This is a genomic window from Streptomyces sp. NPDC003038 (genome assembly GCF_040611115.1).
Classification (GTDB): Bacteria; Actinomycetota; Actinomycetes; order Streptomycetales; family Streptomycetaceae; genus Streptomyces.
This window is the reverse complement of the sequence record NZ_JBEXNN010000027.1, coordinates 1-17,485: the sequence shown is the minus strand read 5'-3', so window position 1 is coordinate 17,485 and position 17,485 is coordinate 1. Positions and strand designations below refer to the sequence as shown.

The following is a 17,485-nucleotide window of genomic DNA, read 5'->3' as shown; positions in this document are numbered from 1 at the left end:
CCGGCCCCAGACGCGAAAGCCGAAGAGTCCGGGAGTTCGCGCTCCCGGACTCTTCGGCGTCTTACGGCGATCAGCCGCCCAGCGGCAGACCACCGGGCAGGCCGCCCGGCAGGCCACCGGGCAGCGCCCCGCCCACCGGCAGGTCCTGCGAGGCGGGCAGTCCGCCGAGCAGACCGCCCGCGGTGCCGGCCAGGTCGGTGGCGGGAGCGGCCGCCGGAAGGGCCGAGGTGGCGGCGTCCGCGGTGCCGGAGACGGCTGTGGCATCAGGGGCGGTGAGCGCGCCCAGCTGCGGCACGGACTCCAGACCGGCGGCACTGGCCGCGCCGGCCGCACCGACCACGGGCGCTGTCCCGGCTGCGAGGAGCAGCGCGGCACGGGCGATCCGACGGGTCAGGGGGAGGGACATGATGCTCCTAAGCGGTAGCGGCTGCGTACGCCGTGTACAACCGCTCCAGGGGCGGGTGGGGTTGCGGAGGCGGTAGGTAAAGGATCAGTAACGCATCGTTTAATCGGCTTCCGCGACAAACGCACTGGACGCGCGCCCACCAGGGCTTCCGTCCCTCACGGGTCCCTTTCGGCCGCCCGCCGGGTCACCCCCGCAGGAGTGACCCGCTCGTACGGGTGGACGGTTGTGCAGTGAGGTTTCAGCGGGCTACGGAGATCCGGATCTCGTCCCGGAGGGCGTCCTGCGGACCGGCGCCCGCCGACTTGCCGCCCCCACCGCCCACGGCCTGCCACTGGCCCCTGGCCTGCCCGCCGATCCAGCGGGAGGTGCCGTACGAGACCCGGATGATGCCGAGCTCGTGCGCGCGGGCCACCGCCCAGTGCGCCATCGCCCGGCCCCGGCGCTCCTCGCCCGGACCGCCGTCCCGCTTCAGCCGCAGGCTGATGTCGGTACCGGGGACGGCGGCGGCCCCGCCCGCCGTCCCGGCCCCGCCGGTCGTCGCCTGCTCGCCGAAGGCCCGCACCAGCTCCGCCCTCACCTTCGCCGGATCACCGGCCGCGGGCGCCGGGCCGGAGCAGGCCAGGGTGCCGCCGTCACCGAAGGCGGCCGTCAGGACCGTCGCGTCCGGCTCGTGCTTCGCGTACGCCTGCGGATAGCCGCTGCGCTGCACCTTCTGCGCGGCCACGGTCAGCGGCAGCCGTGAGTACCCCGGGACCTCGACGAGGTGGTCGTAGAAGATCGCGGCCGAGTAGACCGGGTCCGTGATCTGCTCCGGGGTTCCCCAGCCCTGCGAGGGCCGCTGCTGGAAGAGACCCAGCGAGTCCCGGTCGCCGTGGTCGAGGTTGCGCAGCGCCGACTCCTGCATGGCGGTCGCCAGCGCGATCGTCACGGCCCGGTCCGGCAGGCCCTTGGAAATGCCGACCGCCGCTATCGTCGCCGCGTTCGACGCCTGCTCGGGGGTCATCTCGTACGACTGACGGGTGCCCTGCGATCCGGGTCCGGCGCCGATGACCACACTGGCCGTGCAGTACGGCGCACCGCCGCCGTTCGAGTCGCGCTGCACGGCGAAGTAGCCGGCGAGCGCCAGCAGGACGAGCAGGCCCACGGCCATGCGCAACGGTCTGCGACGGCGGGGACGGTCATGACTGATCTCGGACACGCGGCCCACCGTACTTGAGGCGGATGGCGCGTCCACCGGCCGGACGTACCAGGCCTCTCCCGGGCCCGGGGCGCTAGGGTCGGGAGCATGTCCGAATCCGAGCTGGACCTCACCCTCGACGCCGCCGAGCTGACCGCCCGGCTCGTCGACATCCCGTCCGTGAGCGGCGACGAGAAGGTACTCGCCGACCTCGTGGAGCGCGCGTTGCGCACCCTGCCGCACCTCACCGTGGACCGCTTCGGCAACAACGTCGTCGCCCGCACCCACCTCGGCCGCGCCGAGCGCGTCGTACTCGCCGGGCACCTCGACACCGTGCCGATCGCCGGCAACGTACCGTCCCGCCTCGACGAGAACGACGTCCTGTGGGGCTGCGGCACGACCGACATGAAGTCCGGTGTCGCGGTGCAGCTGCGCATCGCCGCCACCGTGCCCGCCCCCAACCGCGACCTCACCTTCGTCTTCTACGACCAGGAGGAGGTCGCCGCCGACCTCAACGGCCTCGGCAAGGTCGCCGCCGCCCACCCCGACTGGCTGACCGGGGACTTCGCGGTCCTGCTGGAGCCCTCCAACGCCGAGGTCGAGGGCGGCTGCCAGGGAACCCTGCGCGTCCTGCTCCGCACGGCCGGCGAGCGCGCCCACTCCGCCCGCAGCTGGATGGGCTCCAACGCCATCCACACCGCCGGCCCGATCCTGGCCAAGCTGGCGGCCTACGAGCCCCGCAGGCCCGTCATCGACGGCCTGGAGTACCACGAGGGCCTCAACGCGGTCCGCATCGAGGGCGGCGTCGCCAACAACGTCATCCCCGACGCGTGCACGGTGACGGTCAATTTCCGCTACGCCCCGGACCGCAGCGAGGCCGACGCCCTGGCCCACGTACGGGAGGTCTTCGCGGACTGCGACATCAGCGAGTTCATCGTCGACGACTCCTCGGGCGGCGCCCTGCCCGGCCTCTCCCACCCGGCCGCCGCGGCCTTCATGGAGGCGGTCGGCGGCCGCGCGATGCCGAAGTTCGGCTGGACGGACGTCTCGCGCTTCAGCGCGCTGGGCGTCCCGGCGGTCAACTACGGCCCGGGCGACGCCCTGCTGGCCCACAAGGTGGACGAACGGGTCGGGACGAAGGCGATCCTCCACTGCGAGGAACGACTCCGCGCCTGGCTGACCTCCTGAATTCCGCTTGCCGTCACCTTTGTGCGCCTAACCTGATCCAACGATCAGCAGGAGGGAGCACATCATGGGCAACCACGGCAATCCCGACGGGGACGCTCGCCGTCGGCCCGAGGAGCAGCAGCTCGGGCCGGTGCTGCGGAGGCGGAGCCAGGTTCAGGCGGGCAGTACGACGGACCAGCGGCTGCTGGATTCGGCCGGGCCCACCGAGTGGGTGCACACCGATCCCTGGAGGGTCCTGCGCATTCAGTCGGAGTTCATCGAGGGCTTCGGCACGCTCGCCGAGCTGCCGCCCGCGATCAGCGTGTTCGGCTCGGCCCGTACCGCGGTGGACTCACCGGAGTACGAGGCGGGCGTACGGATCGGAAGCGCGCTGGTCGACGCCGGCTTCGCGGTGATCACCGGTGGTGGGCCCGGCGCGATGGAGGCGGCCAACAAGGGCGCCAGCGAGGCCAACGGCATCTCGGTCGGCCTCGGCATCGAGCTGCCCTTCGAGCAGGGGCTCAACGAGCACGTCGACCTCGGGCTGAACTTCCGGTACTTCTTCGTCCGCAAGACGATGTTCGTGAAGTACAGCCAGGGCTTCGTCGTGCTGCCGGGCGGCCTGGGCACGCTGGACGAGCTGTTCGAGGCACTGACCCTGGTCCAGACCCAGAAGATCACCCGCTTCCCGATCGTGCTGTTCGGCACGGAGTACTGGAGCGGCCTGATCGAATGGCTGCGGCACACGGTCGTCGCGCAGGGCAAGGCGTCGGAGAAGGACCTCTACCTCTTCCACGTCACGGACGACGTGGAAGAGGCGATCGCGCTGGTGACGAAGGAAGTCGGCAAGTAGCCGAGCGCCCGGACCGAGCGCCAGGACCGAGCCCCCGGCGGGCGACCGCCGGGGGCTCGGCGGTCGTCTCAGACCAGGCCGCGGCGGGCGACCGCCGGGGGCCGGTGGCCCTGGATCGAGCGGACCATGTCCAGGACCTGCTTCGTTTCCGCGACCTCGTGCACGCGGTAGACCTGCGCACCGAGCCAGGCCGAGACGGCCGTCGTGGCCAGGGTCCCGAGCAGGCGTTCCTTGACCGGCTTGTCGAGGGTCTCGCCGACGAAGTCCTTGTTGGACAGGGAGACGAGGACCGGCCAGCCCGTCTGCGCCATCTCGCCCAGCCGGCGGGTGGCCTCCAGGGAGTGCCGGGTGTTCTTCCCGAAGTCATGGCCCGGGTCGATCATGATCGCGTCCCTGCGCACACCGAGCGCGGCGGCCCGCTCGGCCAGTCCGCCCGTGACGCGCAGGATGTCCGCCATCACGTCGTCGTACGTGGTCCGGTGCGGCCGGGTGCGCGGCTCCACCCCGCCCGCGTGCGTGCAGACCAGGCCGACGTCGTAGCGGGCGGCGACCTCGGCCAGCTTGGGGTCCACCCCGCCCCAGGCGTCGTTCAGCAGGTCGGCCCCGGCTTCGCAGACGGCCTCGCCGACCTCGTGCCGCCAGGTGTCCACGCTGATCACCACGTCCGGGTGGCGGCGCCGGACCTCGGCCACGAAGCCGACCGTACGCCGTGCCTCCTCGGCCGCGTCCACGTGCTCGCCCGGGCCGGCCTTGACCCCGCCGATATCGATGATCGCGGCGCCCTCGGCCACCGCCTGCTCGACCCGGTCCAGCGCGGGCTCGTCGCGGAAGGTCGCGCCCTGGTCGTAGAAGGAGTCCGGAGTCCGGTTCACGATGGCCATGATCACCGGCTCGTGGGTTTCGAACTCGCGCCTGCCCAGTCGCAGCATCCTGCTCTTTCCTCCTTCGGCGGCCCTTGCGCCTCGCCTGCGACCTTAACCTGGTGGCCGGAGTCTCTCAGGGGAGTTGATCGTGTTCTGGTTCTTGATGATCGCGCTGGTCGTGGTCGTGGCCGCGGTCACCCTGGCGGTGGTCGGCGGCGGTGCGGAGGCCGTCCTGCCGGAGGCGGAGCCGGACCGGGTGGCGGACGGGCTGCCGGAGACCCGGCCGGTCGTACGGGCGGACATCGACGCGCTGCGGCTGCCGGTCGCGCCGCGCGGGTACCGGATGGCCGAGGTGGACGACGTACTGGAGCGGCTGGCGGCAGAGCTGGCGGAGCGGGACGCGCGGATCGCGCAGCTGACGGCCGGAGCCGCGCGTCCGGCGGCCGCGACAGCCGTGGCGGAACCGGCGCACACGGGGCAGGCGGCGGCACCCTCCGGCGCGGCGGACGAGGCCGAGGTGGCGGAGGTGGCTGACGAGGCGGACGTGGCCGAGGTGGCGGACGAGGCGGACGCGGCCGACCAGGTCGTCCGGGACGACAAGGCCGACCTCACGAAGCACGGTGACCGATGAGCGCCGCGCTCGCGGGTCCGGACGGGGGCCTGCGCTGCCCCTGGGCGCTGTCCACGGAGGACTACGTCGTCTACCACGACACGGAGTGGGGCCGTCCGGTCCACGGCGACGACGCGCTGTACGAGCGGCTCTGCCTGGAGGCCTTCCAGTCGGGGCTGTCCTGGCTGACCATCCTGCGGCGGCGCGAGGGCTTCCGTAAGGCCTTCGCCTCGTTCGAGATCGCGGCGGTCGCGGAATTCGGACCGGCGGACGTGGAACGCCTCCTCGCCGACGAGGGGATCATCCGCAACCGGGCCAAGATCGACGCGACCCTGGCCAACGCCAGGGTGCTGGCCGGGTGGGAGCCGGGCGAGCTGGACACGCTGATCTGGTCCCACGCCCCGGCGGAGCCGGGACCGGCCCCGCGGACCATCGCCGAGATCCCGGCGGTCACGCCGGAGTCCACCGCCCTCGCCAAGGCGCTGAAGAAGGCCGGCATCCGCTTCGTCGGTCCCACGACCGCCTACGCCCTGATGCAGGCCTGCGGACTGGTCAACGACCACCTGGTCGACTGCGTCTCCCGCGACACGGTTTCGGCCCCGGTCCCGGCTTCGGCGGACCCGGACCCGAACCCGGCCCAAGGCCAGGCCCCGGCTCCCGTCGCCTGAGTCGGGCCGCGGGCGCGGCGTTCAGCGGCCCAGGTACGTGGGCGGCTGCTTCGCGAGGAAGGCCTGGACGGCGATGCCGTGGTCCTCGGAAGCCCCCGCGCGGGTCTGGAGGGTGTCCTCGTGGGCCAAGGCGTCGGAGAGCGAGTGGGAGGCCCCGTACGCCAGGGACTCCTTCAGGGCGGCGTAGGCGACCGTCGGCCCCGAGGCCAGCGCGCGGGCCACCGACTCGGCCTCCGCGTGCAGGGAGTCGGAGGGGACCAGGCGGTTGGCGATGCCGAGCTCGTACGCCTCCTGGGCCTTGACCGAGCGGGGGAAGAGCAGCAGGTCGGACGCGCGCGAGGCGCCGATCAGGCGGGGGAGGGTCCAGGAGACCCCGGAGTCGGCGGTCAGCGCGACTCCCGCGAACGAGGTGTTGAAGGACGCGGTGTCGGCGACGACCCGGAAGTCCGCCGCGAGCACGAAGCCGAAGCCCGCCCCGGCCGCGACCCCGTTCACCCCGGCGACCACGGGCTTGGGCATCTCGGTCAGCGCCCGCACGATCGGGTTGTAGTGCTCGGCGACCGTGCTCATCGTCAGCGAGGACCCGCTCTCGCGGTCCGCCGCCAGATTCCCGATGTGCTCCTTGAGGTCCTGGCCGACGCAGAAGGCCCGGTTGCCGGCCGCGGTGAGCAGGACGGCCCGTACCGCCCGGTCCCCGGCAGCGGCCTGGACCGCGTCGCGCAGGGCTACCTTCGCCTCGGTGTTCATGGCGTTCATCGCGTCGGGACGGTTGATCGTGATGGTCGCGAGTCCGTCGGTCACTTCGTAGAGCACGCTGTCGGCCATGGCAGGGGGTCCCCCTTCGTCGCGGGCTTGGCTACCGGCCGGTACCGGCCGGTGCAAAGGTCAGCATGGCGGACCGGACGGCGGCAGCACATGTGATGTGCGTCAAAGAAAGCGGATGCCGTTCTCAGGGGGCGGCGGCGAAGTATCGCAGCCGGGTCCCCGAAATGAGTGGTTTTGGTCAAGCGCGTTGCACAAGCGTTCCCGGGCGATGTTGGTCATCGGGTCCTGACATGCGGGATAATGGCCAAGAAGCAATGTGTTCGATGCCGGGTATTAGGCGCCTGAATGGGGCCGTCGGCTGACGATGAGCTGGTTTCAGGAAGGGGAACGAGCATGGCGGCCATGAAGCCGCGGACGGGCGACGGCCCGCTCGAGGTCACCAAGGAGGGGCGGGGCATCGTCATGCGCGTACCGCTCGAGGGCGGCGGTCGGCTTGTCGTCGAACTGACCCCGGACGAGGCGGACGCCCTGGGTGACGCCCTGAAGAAGGTCGTCGGCTAACCCGCTGACCGCACTTTCACCACCCGTATTCTCTGCGCTGCCCCGACCGCGATCAGCGGCCGGGGCAGCGTTGTGTCCGAGGGGGCTCGCCCTCGGACCTGTTGACCCGCCGGGCATCGTCCCCCTCGGCGTGAGGCGGGGCGCACCGACCGGCCGGCACATCCGTGCGCGCCGTCAGCGGGTCGCCCCGATGGAACGCCGGGCTGGAGGTACGGGCGCCGGCGTCATCGCCGGACGGCGCACAGCAGGCCGTCGCCCACCGGGAGCAGGGCGGCCTCCAGCGCGGGGCTCTCGCGGACGCTGCGCAGCAGCTCGCGGACGCGGAGCACCTCCACCGGCTGGGCCGCGGAGTCGACCGTACGGCCGTCGGAGAAGACTCCCTCGAAGCACACGAGTCCGCCGGGGCGCAGCAGGCGCAACGATTCAGCGAGGTAGTCGAGGGACTCGGCGGGGTCCCCGTCGCAGAAGACGAGGTCGTATCCGCCGTCCGCGAGGCGGGGCAGGACGTCGAGGGCGCGGCCGGGGATGAAGCGGGCGCGGTTGCCGGCGAAGCCGGCGGCGCGGAAGGCCTGCCGGGCGAAGGCCTGCCGGTCCGGTTCGGGATCCACGGTGGTCAGGACCCCGTCGGGGCGCATTCCGTGGAGGAGGTGGATGCCGGAAACACCCGTCCCGGTGCCGATCTCGGCGACCGCCTTGGCGTCCGCGGTGGCGGCCAGCAGGCGCAGCGCGGCCCCGGTTCCGGGGGAGACGGAGCGCAGGCCCGCTTCCCTGGACCGGTCGCGGGCCCACCGCAGAGCGTCGTCCTCGGCGACAAACGCGTCGGCGAACGCCCAGCTCGTCTGCCGGTTGCCGGTAATGACCCTCTCCTGTCCCCATAGTTGGCGCAACGGTGACTGTATCCGTTGACGTCGGGAACCCGCAGATGGGACCGGGCGTTGGAAGGGGTGGAGGCGGGATAAGAGGGGACGGTGCCGGGCAGATCGCCGGTCCGGGGCCGTTCCGGGACTGAAGACCCGTGCAAAGTTACTGCAAAAATGTTTATCCGGAGCTGACGGAGGGGGTGGCTATGGTAGGGACTCCACTGGACACCACCAGAGCCGACAGGGGAGGTGCGGCTGCGCCTGTGGATCGTCGGGGCGTGTTCAGACGCCTCTTCCGGTCGGCGGGTGAGCCGAAATCCGTGACCAACACTGCTGACCGCTTCCACACCGCAGACACCGCAACCACCGCGACCTTTGCCGCCGATGCGGGCTCTCAGGCGTGGACCCCTCCCTCGTGGGAGGAGATCGTCAGCACGCACAGTGCTCGGGTCTACCGTCTCGCCTACCGCTTGACGGGTAACCAGCACGATGCCGAGGACCTCACCCAAGAGGTCTTCGTCCGCGTCTTCCGCTCGCTGTCCACGTACACGCCCGGCACCTTCGAGGGCTGGCTGCACCGGATCACCACCAACCTCTTCCTGGACATGGTCCGCCGCAAGCAGCGGATCCGCTTCGACGCGCTCGCCGACGACGCCGCGGAGCGCCTGCCGAGCCGTGAGCCGTCCCCGCAGCAGGTCCTGCACGACACGCACTTCGACGCGGACGTTCAGCAGGCGCTGGACACCCTCGCGCCCGAGTTCCGCGCGGCCGTGGTGCTGTGCGACATCGAGGGCCTGTCGTACGAGGAGATCGCCGCCACGCTGGGCGTGAAGCTCGGTACCGTCCGCAGCCGTATCCACCGAGGCCGGTCGCACCTGCGCAAGGCGCTCAAGCACCGGTCTCCCGAGGCCCGTGCGGAGCAGCGCGCGCTGGCAGGGGTGGCGGTGGGCGCTCCGGGCGCCGGGGGAGAGGGCGGAGCCGAGTGAGTGGAGTCAGTCCGTCCCCCGCCGAACAGCACCTGGGCGACCGGCTCGCCGCTCTGGTGGACGGGGAGCTCAAGCATGATGCCCGCGAGCGGGTCCTGGCCCACTTGGCCACGTGTGCCAAGTGCAAGGCCGAAGCCGATGCGCAGCGCCGCCTGAAGACCCTGTTCGTGGAGAGCGCGCCGCCGCCGCTGTCCGCCGGGCTGCTGGCGCGGTTGCAGGGGCTGCCGGGCAGTGGCCCCCAAGGCCCGTCCGGCCCGTCCGGCTCCGCGGGTCCGTCCGGTTCTTCCGGTCGTCTCGGGCCCTCGGGTCCTCCTGCACCGCCCGGAGGCGACCCCTTCGCGTCCTTCGGATACGCCCTGCCGCCGGCCGCCCGGCCGGGGGAGCAGGGTTTCCGGATCCACGAAGTGGGCCGTCCACGCCGCCGCTTCGCCTTCGTCGCCGCCGGGGCCGTATCCCTCGCCGCGCTCGCGCTCGGCGGCACGCTGCCGTTGGAGGGCCTGGAGCCGAACGGGCGGGGTGAGTCCCCCGCGCCCGCCTCCAGACCCGGTTCCGCCGTACCCGTGGCCGATGCGGTCGTCCGCGACCGCATGCCGACCCCCGCCGCCGTCCCCACCCTCCTGTCGACACCCCCGCTGCCTCCGCTCCACCCCTCCCCGGCGGTCCCGGGCCGCCCGGTCTCCCTCCTGCGCTGAGCCGGGACCTGGTTGAATCTGGGGCACATGCGCATAGGTACGCGGGGAGCGCCCATGGCCGACAGCCAGCAGACCGATCCGGCTCCGTCGTGGTGGAGCCGGCCCGACGGGCCGGTGGACATCCGCCGCGAAGGGGTTCCCGCCCCGCGCCCCGACGGTGAGGCCGAAGCCGGGGCAGACGACCGGGTGCCGGCCGGCGGGGTGCGGTACGACCCGTGGGGCGACCAGCCGCTCCAGGTCGTGGACCGGGGCCGCGCGGGGCGCGGGATCCGGCTGTGGCAGCTGGTGGCCGTCAGCGTGGGTACGGCTCTGCTCGCGGGCGGGACCGGCGGCTATGTGGGCGTGCTCGCGGAGCGCCAGAGCAGCACCCGGCTGGAGCTGCCCCAGACGGGTGTCGCGGAGCAGGGCCGGGCGCCCGAGAGCGTGGCCGGGATCGCGGCCGCGGCGCTGCCCGGGGTGGTGACCCTGCACGTGCGAGGCGCGGCGGCCGCCGGTACGGGCACCGGCTTCGTGCTCGACCAGCAGGGCCACATCCTCACCAACCACCACGTCGTCGCCGGTGCCAAGGAGATGGCGGTCACCTTCAGCACCGGTGAGAGCGTCACCGCCGAGCTCGTGGGCGGCGACACCGGATACGACCTGGCCGTCGTCAAGGTCAGCGGGGTGCGGGGGCTGCAGCCGCTGAGCCTGGGCAACTCCGAGAACGTGAAGGTCGGCGACCCGGTGGTGGCCATCGGCGCGCCCTTCGATCTGTCCAACACGGTCACCGCGGGCATCATCAGCGCCACCGGCCGGCCCGTCACCGCGGGCGGCGACAAGGGGGACGGCAGCGACGTGAGCTATGTCGACGCGCTCCAGACCGACGCCCCCATCAACCCCGGCAACTCCGGCGGCCCCCTCCTCGACTCCCAGGCCCGTGTGATCGGCATCAACAGCGCGATCCGGGGAGCCGACAAAGACGATCCCGACCGGCAGGGCGGCAGCATCGGCCTCGGCTTCGCCATCCCCATCAACCAGGGCAAGCGGGTCGCCGAGGAGCTCATCCGCACCGGCCGCGCCACGCATCCCGTCATCGGCGTCACCCTCGACATGCGGTACACGGGCGACGGAGCCCGGGTGGACGACAAGGGGGAGGGCGGCAGACCCTCCGTGGCCGACGACGGTCCGGGCGCCCGGGCGGGGATCAAGGCCGGTGATGTGATCATCAAGGTGGACGGACGGCGGGTGCGCGGCGCTGACGAGCTGATCATCAAGATCCGCGCCCACCGCCCGGGTGATCCGCTGACCCTCACCGTGCACCGCGACGGCCGCGAGCGCACGCTGGAAGTGGTCCTCGGTTCGGCGAACGGTTCATGAGCAGCGCATGACGTCCGGGTGAAACCGGGACGGGGTCGGTACGCGGGTATGGGCCCTCGGGGAACGCCGGGTACCGTGTGTTCGGGCCCCGAAGTGAAGAGAGCCGAGGAGCGGCAAGGTGTTCAACGACATAGGCGCACTCGAGCTGGTCACGATCGTGGTGCTCGCCATTCTCATCTTCGGCCCCGAAAAGCTGCCCAAGGTCATTCAGGACGTCTCGGGTGTCATCCGGAAGATCCGCGCGTTCTCCGACAGCGCGAAGCAGGACATCCGCTCCGAACTCGGCCCGGAGTTCAAGGATTTCGACTTCGAGGACCTGAATCCGAAGACCTTCATCCGCAAGCAGCTGAGCGAGAACGAGGACCTCAAGGAGATCCGCACCAGCTTCGATCTCCGCAAGGAGCTGAACGACGTCACCGACGCCGTCAACGGCAAGGAGACGGAGCCCGCCGAGGCCTCCGCGCCCACCGCCGGCGCGCCCGCCGCCGCCGGTCCCGACCTGCTGAAGAAGCCGGCCGCCCCGGCCCCGGAGCAGCGCGCGCGCTTCGACGCCGACGCCACCTGAGTCGCAGCCTGCCCGGCGATCCGGAGTCGGATGGCTATCCTCCATCTGTCCGGACCGAGGACGCCCGAGGGAGGGGGTCCCCCCAGCGAAGCGAGGGGGAGGGCCGTTCCGGACCCCACGGAACGAGAGGCCGCTCACATGGAGACGACTAGCCGGGTAGGGACGCAGCCCGCCGAAGCGCCCGCCCCTGCCGCCGCGCTCGCGCAGGACGCCCAGACCGCACTCGCGCAGGATCCGCCGGCCGATGGCGCGGCGGCACAGGATCCGCAGACCGCGACCACGGCCGCGCAGGATCCGCCGACCGATACCGATACCGATATCGAGACCGATACCGCGACCTCGACCGCGCAGGATCCGCCCACCGGGGCCGCACAGCCCGAGGAAGGCACCGCTCCCGTCCCGGCGGCCCGCCGGACGGCCGAGGGGTACCTGCGGGCCGATTTCCCCTGGTACGGGCTGGACGGGGCCTTCACCGGCCCCCGCTGGCTCATGCAGGTCGGCACCGCCGCGGACGGTACCGTGGAACACGGCTCCACCGGACACGGAGACGAGCCGTCCCTGCGGGGTGAGATCGCCACGGGCGAGAAGGAGCGCTTCGCGGTGGTCGTCACCGTGGCGAGCAACCCGCTGCGCCGCAGCAGCGACGGCACCGGCGTGCTGGAGGCCACCTCGGTCGCCTCGGCGGCCTGGCTGGCCGGCTCCGGGCTGCTGGCCTTCACCTGGCCGGGGCAGATGGACCACACCTTGCGCGACGACTGGCTCGACCAGCAGACCGAGGCCGCGTGGGAGCTGGCGGACGACCTCGACGGCGACGACTGGTCCACCCTGTCGCTGCCGGTCGACGGGGAGCCGACGCCGTTCCACTACCGCGAGTCGGAGTTCGGCTGGGTCCTCGCCGGCTCCACCCGCGGGGGCGTCCACCTGGGTGCGTACGGACGGGGGATGAGCGCGTACGGCCTCGGCTTCTCGGTCATCGGCGACCTGGGGGCGTACGAGTAGACCCTGAGTCGTACGAATAGACCCGGAGCCGCACGAGTCGACGCGTCGGCAACGCGCCACGCGAAGGGGCGCCGCTCATCGAGCGTCGCCCCTTCGCGTGGTGGGCCGGGTCAGAACTTGTTGCGCGGGGTGATGCCCAGCGACATGCCCGACAGGCCGCGGGCCCGGCCGCCCAGCTTGCCCGCGATCGACCGCAGGGCCGCGCCGGCCGGGGACTCCGGGTCGGTCAGCACGACCGGCTTGCCCTCGTCGCCGCCCTCGCGCAGCCGCACGTCGATCGGGATCGAGCCCAGCACCGGCACCGTCGCCCCGACCGTCTTGGTCAGCCCGTCGGCGACCTTCTGGCCGCCGCCCGAGCCGAAGACGTCCACCATCTCGTCGCAGTGCGGGCACGGCAGCCCCGACATGTTCTCGACGACGCCGACGATCTTCTGGTGCGTCTGGACGGCGATCGAACCGGCCCGCTCCGCGACCTCGGCCGCGGCCTGCTGCGGGGTGGTCACCACCAGGATCTCGGCATTCGGCACCAGCTGGGCCACCGAGATCGCGATGTCGCCCGTACCCGGCGGCAGGTCCAGCAGCAGCACGTCCAGGTCGCCCCAGTACACATCGGCGAGGAACTGCTGAAGGGCTCGGTGGAGCATCGGTCCGCGCCAGACCACCGGCGCGTTGCCCGGGGTGAACATGCCGATGGAGATGACCTTCACGCCGTGCGCCGACGGCGGCATGATCATGTTCTCGACCTGCGTCGGACGGCCGGCGACGCCCAGCATGCGGGGCACGCTGTGGCCGTAGATGTCCGCGTCGACCACGCCGACCTTCAGGCCGTCGGCCGCCATCGCCGCGGCCAGGTTGACCGTGACGGAGGACTTGCCGACGCCGCCCTTGCCGGAGGCGACCGCGTAGACACGGGTCAGCGAGCCCGGCTTGGCGAAGGGCACCTCGCGCTCGGCGGTGCCGCCGCGCAGCGTGCTCGCCAGCTCCTTGCGCTGCTCGTCGCTCATGACGTCCAGCGAGACGGCGACCGAGGTGACGCCCGCGACCCGCTCCACGGCCTCGGTGACGTTCTTGGTGATGGTCTCGCGCATGGGACAGCCCGACACGGTCAGGTAGACCGTGACGGCGACCGCGCCGCCCTCACCGATCTCCACCGATTTGACCATGCCGAGGTCGGTGATCGGCCGGTGGATCTCGGGGTCGTTCACCGTCGCCAGCGCGTCGAGGATCGCATCCTGCTCAGGTACGGCGGCGGCGCCGGCGGAGCTTGTGTCGGTAGCCATGCCCCGATGGTACGGCTCGGTAGCACGCGGCAGGAAAGTTCCTCAGCGGTCGCCTTCGTCACGTTCCGCCGGGAAGAGCCTGCGCTCGTCCATCTCCTTGATCAGATCCTGGAACTCGGACCTGATCCAGTCGCGCGTGGCGACCTCGCCCAGACCCATCCGCAGGGCCGCGATCTCGCGGGTCAGGTACTCGGTGTCGGCGATGGAGCGCTCGTTCTGCTTGCGGTCCTGCTCCAGGTTGACGCGATCGCGGTCGTCCTGCCGGTTCTGCGCGAGCAGGATCAGCGGGGCGGCGTAGGAGGCCTGGAGCGACAGCATCAGCGTCAGGAAGATGAACGGGAACTCGTCGAAGCGCAGCTCCTTCGGCGCGAAGATGTTCCACAGCACCCACACGATGATGACGAGCGTCATCCAGACGATGAACCGGCCCGTGCCGAGGAAGCGCGCCACCTTCTCCGAGATCTTGCCGAAGGCCTCCGGATCCCACTCGGGCAGCAGCGACCGGCGCGGCGCCCGCGGCTGGTCCAGCCGGGCCCGCGAACGCGTCAGCGCGCTCGCACCCGCGATCCGCTCCGCCGCCGCGTCCGCCGACAGTCCGTGGTCACGGGCCTGGAGCCGCGCCTGTTCGCGCCGCTCCCTGATCTGCTCCCGGCGCCGCTCGCGCGCCTGCTCGCCGCGGCCCCGTTCGCCGCGTCCGCGCTCAGTGGCCACGCACGGCCTCCTCGGAGGGGAAATCCGTCTCCCGCCAGTCGTCCGGCAGCAGGTGGTCCAGTACGTCGTCGACGGTCACCGCGCCCAGCAGCGAGCCGCTCTCGTCGACCACCGGCACCGCGACCATGTTGTACGCCGCCAGGTAGCTGGTCACCACCGGCAGCGAGGCGTCCGGCCGCAACGGCGGCAGGTCCGTGTCCACGATCGAGCTGACCAGCGTGAACGGCGGGTCCCGCAGGAGCCGCTGGAAGTGCACCGTGCCCAGGTACTTGCCCGTCGGCGTCTCGTCCGGCGGCCGGCACACGTACACCTGGGCCGCCAGCGCCGGCGACAGGTCCGACTGCCGTACGCGGGCCAGCGCGTCCGCGACCGTCGCGTCCGGCCGCAGCACGATCGGCTCGGTGGTCATCAGACCGCCGGCCGTCCGCTCCTCGTACGACAGCAGGCGCCGCACGTCGGCCGCGTCGTCCGGCCGCATCAGCGTCAGCAGCCGTTCCTGGTCGTGTTCCGGCAGCTCGGACAGCAGGTCCGCCGCGTCGTCCGGGTCCATCGCCTCCAGGACGTCGGCGGCCCGCTCCTCCTTCAGCTTGCCGAGGATCTCCACCTGCTCGTCCTCGGGCAGCTCCTCCATGACGTCCGCGAGCCGGTCGTCGTCGAGGGCGTTGGCCACCTCGGCGCGCCGCTTCGGTGTCAGGTGGTGCAGGACGTTCGCCACGTCGGCCGGCCGCATCTGCTCGAAGGTGGCGACCAGGTTCTCGGCGCCCTGACCGTTCTCCTCCAGCGAGAAGCCCGTCACCGCCGACCACTCGACGGTCAGGGTCTCGCCGCGTCGGCGCAGCGCCCCCGACTTGCCCTTCCGTACGAAGATCTTGTCGATCTCCCAGTCCCGGCGGGCCGGCAGCTGCTGGATGGCCACGTCGAGGACGGTGGCCTCCGAGCCGTCGGCGACCAGGCGCACCCGCCGGTCCAGCAGTTCGCCGAGGATCAGCCGCTCGGTGGGGCGCTGTTCGAAGCGGCGCATGTTGATGACGCCGGTGGTGATGACCTGCCCGGACTCCACGCCCGTGACCCGGGTCATCGGCAGGAAGATCCGGCGCCGGCTGACCACTTCGACCACGAGACCGAGCAAACGCGGCGGGCGGCCGCCGACCCGCAGCATCGCGACGAGGTCGCGCACACGGCCGACCTGGTCGCCGTTGGGGTCGAAAACGGGCACACCAGACAGATGCGAGACGAAGATGCGCGGGGCGCCTGCAACCATCCGAGCGCCTCCTCACGCGTCGATCACCAGTCCTGCCGCCCCTCAGGCTAGCCCGTGCCGCGGGAAAGCGTCCTGGTGGGGCGGTCCGCACGGGAGCGGCCCCGGACGCGGGGCGCGGTCATGGGGGGTGACGTACAGGCGGGTACGCTGCCTGCTGGCCGCAGACGACCGACGAGAGGCACCCGCACGTGACCGCCTACTTCCCCGCCGCGCGGCTGCGCCGGGCCGCCTTCATCGGTGCGTTGTGCGCGGGTCTCGCCGTCACCGGCACGGGCTGCGGGGGCGAAGACCCGGACGAGGGCACGAACGGGGTCGGCAAGCTCAGCGCCGACAAGATCGAGGCCAAGGCGCGGGCCGCCGCCACGGAAGCGGACTCGGTGCACCTGTCCGGCACCCTCGTGAGCGGTGGCAAGACCTTCACCCTCGACATGCGGCTGAAGTCGGACGGCGGTTCCGGCGAGGTGAAGTCGCAGGACGACACCACCTTCCAGCTGCTGCGGGTGGGGGAGCAGCTGTACCTGAAGGCGAACGCGGCCTTCTGGGGAAAGTCCGATTCGGCGGGCAAGCTCGGCGACAAGTACGTGAAGGTCCCCGAGGGCGACCCCTCCTACAAGCAGTTCCGCGGCTTCACCGACATGGACGTGCTGCTGGACGGGCTGCTCGGCCTGCAGGGCAAGCTCGCCAAGGGCGACTACACCAAGATCGGGCCCACCCGTGCGGTCCAGGTCACGGCCGATGAGGGCAGGGGCGGCAAGCTCTCGGTATCCCTGGAGGGGACCCCGTACCCGCTGCTGATGGAGCGCGCGGGCGGCGCGGGCCGGGTGGAACTCGCGGAGTGGGGCCAGAACTTCCCGCTGGCGCCGCCCGCGCAGGACCAGACGGTCGACTACGGGTCCCAGCTGCCCACGACCAAGGAGCAGGGCGGCGACTCCAAGGGAACCGCGACCAAGGGCTCCGGCCAGGGCGCGAACCCGACGGGAAATTAGGGAGCGCCGGGCGCGACGCGAGTGCCGCGAGGTCCACGAGCGCCGGGAGCTCCGCGACACGGGACCGTGCCGGGAGTCAGGAGCGGGCCGACTTCTTCCGCTTCAGCAGCAGCTTCGGCAGGCCCGCCGGGACCGGCCTGCGGGTCGTCGCCGGGGACGCCAGCGGGGCCGCGGCCAGCGAGCCGTCCGGCAGCTGCGTGCGTACCGCCTCGGGCTCCAGCCGCAGCAGCCGGCACTCCCGCGCCCACCGCTCGGTCATCTGCTCCGAGTCGGGCGCGTTGAGCCGCTTGCCCTTGAGCTCCGCGACGGCGGCCGCCCACTCCTCGCTGCGGGGCGCGAGCTCCCGTACCGTCGCCGTCCAGGCCACCAGCCGGCCGCCCTTGTCCTTGCTGCGCACGGTCACCTCGGCGGCCGCACCGTCCGCCAGCCCCGGGAACGGCTGCTCGCCGGGCCCGTCGCCCAGGACATGGGCCGCGCCGTCCACCCACGCGTGCCACAGGGCGCGGTCGGCCCCGGCGCCGCGGACCCAGATGAGGCCGGACTTCTTGGTGGCCTCCTCGACGAGGGCCAGGTCGAGCGTGCTGAGAGTCATGCGTACCAGAGTAGGGGGTGCCCCTGAGGCTTCTAGGTCGTCTCTTTCGGATCTTGTCGGCCGAGCCCGCGTTGACCGGTGCCGTGCATCGCAAGGCGGAGGAGCGTCCTTGTACTGGACGTACTGG

The 17,485-nt window shown here is 72.0% G+C and carries 19 protein-coding genes and 1 pseudogene; 11 read left to right on the top strand and 9 right to left on the bottom strand.

The window, feature by feature from the left end:
- Window positions 1-70: 70 nt before the first annotated feature.
- Window positions 71-406 carry an ATP-binding protein gene (locus ABZX75_RS26640; protein ID WP_355414777.1) on the bottom strand — a complete coding sequence of 112 codons (336 nt, stop codon included), beginning with the start codon at window positions 404-406 and terminating at the stop codon, window positions 71-73.
- Between the two features lie 238 nt (window positions 407-644).
- Entirely contained in the window at window positions 645-1,604 is a 960-nt protein-coding gene (locus ABZX75_RS26635; RefSeq protein ID WP_355414775.1) for a hypothetical protein, read from the bottom strand.
- A gap of 87 nt (window positions 1,605-1,691) precedes the next feature.
- Between ABZX75_RS26635 and dapE the strand changes: the two genes are divergently transcribed.
- Complete coding sequence (dapE, locus tag ABZX75_RS26630; protein WP_355414774.1) at window positions 1,692-2,771, top strand: succinyl-diaminopimelate desuccinylase; 1,080 nt, start codon at window positions 1,692-1,694, stop codon at window positions 2,769-2,771.
- Window positions 2,772-2,835: 64 nt separating this feature from the next.
- Window positions 2,836-3,603: a TIGR00730 family Rossman fold protein gene (locus tag ABZX75_RS26625; RefSeq protein ID WP_355414772.1), complete on the top strand. Its 768-nt coding sequence runs from the start codon at window positions 2,836-2,838 to the stop codon at window positions 3,601-3,603.
- A gap of 68 nt (window positions 3,604-3,671) precedes the next feature.
- Here ABZX75_RS26625 and folP read toward each other — a convergent pair whose 3' ends face one another.
- Window positions 3,672-4,532: a dihydropteroate synthase gene (gene folP / locus ABZX75_RS26620; RefSeq protein ID WP_355414770.1), complete on the bottom strand. Its 861-nt coding sequence runs from the start codon at window positions 4,530-4,532 to the stop codon at window positions 3,672-3,674.
- A 76-nt stretch (window positions 4,533-4,608) separates the two neighbouring features.
- Between folP and ABZX75_RS26615 the strand changes: the two genes are divergently transcribed.
- Window positions 4,609-5,097: a DivIVA domain-containing protein gene (locus ABZX75_RS26615; protein WP_355414768.1), complete on the top strand. Its 489-nt coding sequence runs from the start codon at window positions 4,609-4,611 to the stop codon at window positions 5,095-5,097.
- On the top strand, window positions 5,094-5,744 hold the full coding sequence (locus ABZX75_RS26610) for a DNA-3-methyladenine glycosylase I (protein ID WP_355414766.1): 651 nt from the start codon (window positions 5,094-5,096) through the stop codon (window positions 5,742-5,744). Before ABZX75_RS26615 ends, ABZX75_RS26610 begins: the two co-directional genes overlap by 4 nt.
- Window positions 5,745-5,765: 21 nt before the next feature.
- Here the strand turns inward: ABZX75_RS26610 and ABZX75_RS26605 are convergent, their stop codons facing one another.
- Window positions 5,766-6,569, bottom strand: a complete 804-nt coding sequence (locus tag ABZX75_RS26605) for an enoyl-CoA hydratase-related protein (RefSeq protein ID WP_355414764.1) — start codon at window positions 6,567-6,569, stop codon at window positions 5,766-5,768.
- A gap of 333 nt (window positions 6,570-6,902) precedes the next feature.
- Between ABZX75_RS26605 and ABZX75_RS26600 the strand changes: the two genes are divergently transcribed.
- A complete protein-coding gene (locus tag ABZX75_RS26600; RefSeq protein ID WP_003966491.1) occupies window positions 6,903-7,070 on the top strand; it encodes a DUF3117 domain-containing protein in 168 nt (55 codons plus the stop codon).
- A gap of 224 nt (window positions 7,071-7,294) precedes the next feature.
- Here ABZX75_RS26600 and ABZX75_RS26595 read toward each other — a convergent pair whose 3' ends face one another.
- Entirely contained in the window at window positions 7,295-7,957 is a 663-nt protein-coding gene (locus ABZX75_RS26595; RefSeq protein ID WP_355414762.1) for a class I SAM-dependent methyltransferase, read from the bottom strand.
- Window positions 7,958-8,136: 179 nt separating this feature from the next.
- Between ABZX75_RS26595 and sigE the strand changes: the two genes are divergently transcribed.
- From sigE to ABZX75_RS26570, 5 genes and pseudogenes are all read left to right on the top strand, one after another.
- On the top strand, window positions 8,137-8,916 hold the full coding sequence (gene sigE / locus ABZX75_RS26590; protein WP_355414761.1) for an RNA polymerase sigma factor SigE: 780 nt from the start codon (window positions 8,137-8,139) through the stop codon (window positions 8,914-8,916).
- Window positions 8,913-9,413 (top strand): annotated as a pseudogene (locus tag ABZX75_RS26585) (zf-HC2 domain-containing protein); the annotation flags it as partial. The gene sigE and the pseudogene ABZX75_RS26585, both read left to right, overlap by 4 nt.
- Window positions 9,414-9,662: 249 nt before the next feature.
- Window positions 9,663-10,964 carry a trypsin-like peptidase domain-containing protein gene (locus ABZX75_RS26580; protein ID WP_355414759.1) on the top strand — a complete coding sequence of 434 codons (1,302 nt, stop codon included), beginning with the start codon at window positions 9,663-9,665 and terminating at the stop codon, window positions 10,962-10,964.
- Window positions 10,965-11,082: 118 nt separating this feature from the next.
- The gene (locus ABZX75_RS26575; protein ID WP_355414757.1) at window positions 11,083-11,529 is read left to right on the top strand and encodes a sec-independent translocase; all 447 of its coding nucleotides are present in this window, start codon (window positions 11,083-11,085) and stop codon (window positions 11,527-11,529) included.
- 318 nt (window positions 11,530-11,847) lie between these two features.
- Window positions 11,848-12,528, top strand: coding sequence for a hypothetical protein (locus tag ABZX75_RS26570; RefSeq protein WP_355414885.1), 681 nt, complete (start codon window positions 11,848-11,850; stop codon window positions 12,526-12,528).
- Window positions 12,529-12,638: 110 nt separating this feature from the next.
- On the opposite strand, the gene ABZX75_RS26565 is transcribed toward ABZX75_RS26570, so the two are convergent.
- The 3 genes from ABZX75_RS26565 to ABZX75_RS26555 all read right to left on the bottom strand — a co-directional run bounded on the left by ABZX75_RS26565 (window position 12,639) and on the right by ABZX75_RS26555 (window position 15,780).
- Window positions 12,639-13,808 (bottom strand): Mrp/NBP35 family ATP-binding protein, encoded by a 1,170-nt coding sequence (locus ABZX75_RS26565; RefSeq protein ID WP_355414755.1) that lies wholly within the window; start codon window positions 13,806-13,808, stop codon window positions 12,639-12,641.
- A gap of 42 nt (window positions 13,809-13,850) precedes the next feature.
- Window positions 13,851-14,402, bottom strand: a complete 552-nt coding sequence (locus ABZX75_RS26560) for a DUF1003 domain-containing protein (RefSeq protein ID WP_355414883.1) — start codon at window positions 14,400-14,402, stop codon at window positions 13,851-13,853.
- 106 nt (window positions 14,403-14,508) lie between these two features.
- The gene (locus tag ABZX75_RS26555; protein ID WP_355414753.1) at window positions 14,509-15,780 is read right to left on the bottom strand and encodes a CBS domain-containing protein; all 1,272 of its coding nucleotides are present in this window, start codon (window positions 15,778-15,780) and stop codon (window positions 14,509-14,511) included.
- A 188-nt stretch (window positions 15,781-15,968) separates the two neighbouring features.
- Here ABZX75_RS26555 and ABZX75_RS26550 point away from each other — a divergent pair, with 188 nt between their 5' ends.
- The gene (locus tag ABZX75_RS26550; RefSeq protein ID WP_355414751.1) at window positions 15,969-16,766 is read left to right on the top strand and encodes a hypothetical protein; all 798 of its coding nucleotides are present in this window, start codon (window positions 15,969-15,971) and stop codon (window positions 16,764-16,766) included.
- A gap of 76 nt (window positions 16,767-16,842) precedes the next feature.
- Here the strand turns inward: ABZX75_RS26550 and ABZX75_RS26545 are convergent, their stop codons facing one another.
- Complete coding sequence (locus ABZX75_RS26545; protein ID WP_355414749.1) at window positions 16,843-17,358, bottom strand: hypothetical protein; 516 nt, start codon at window positions 17,356-17,358, stop codon at window positions 16,843-16,845.
- Window positions 17,359-17,485: the final 127 nt, after the last annotated feature.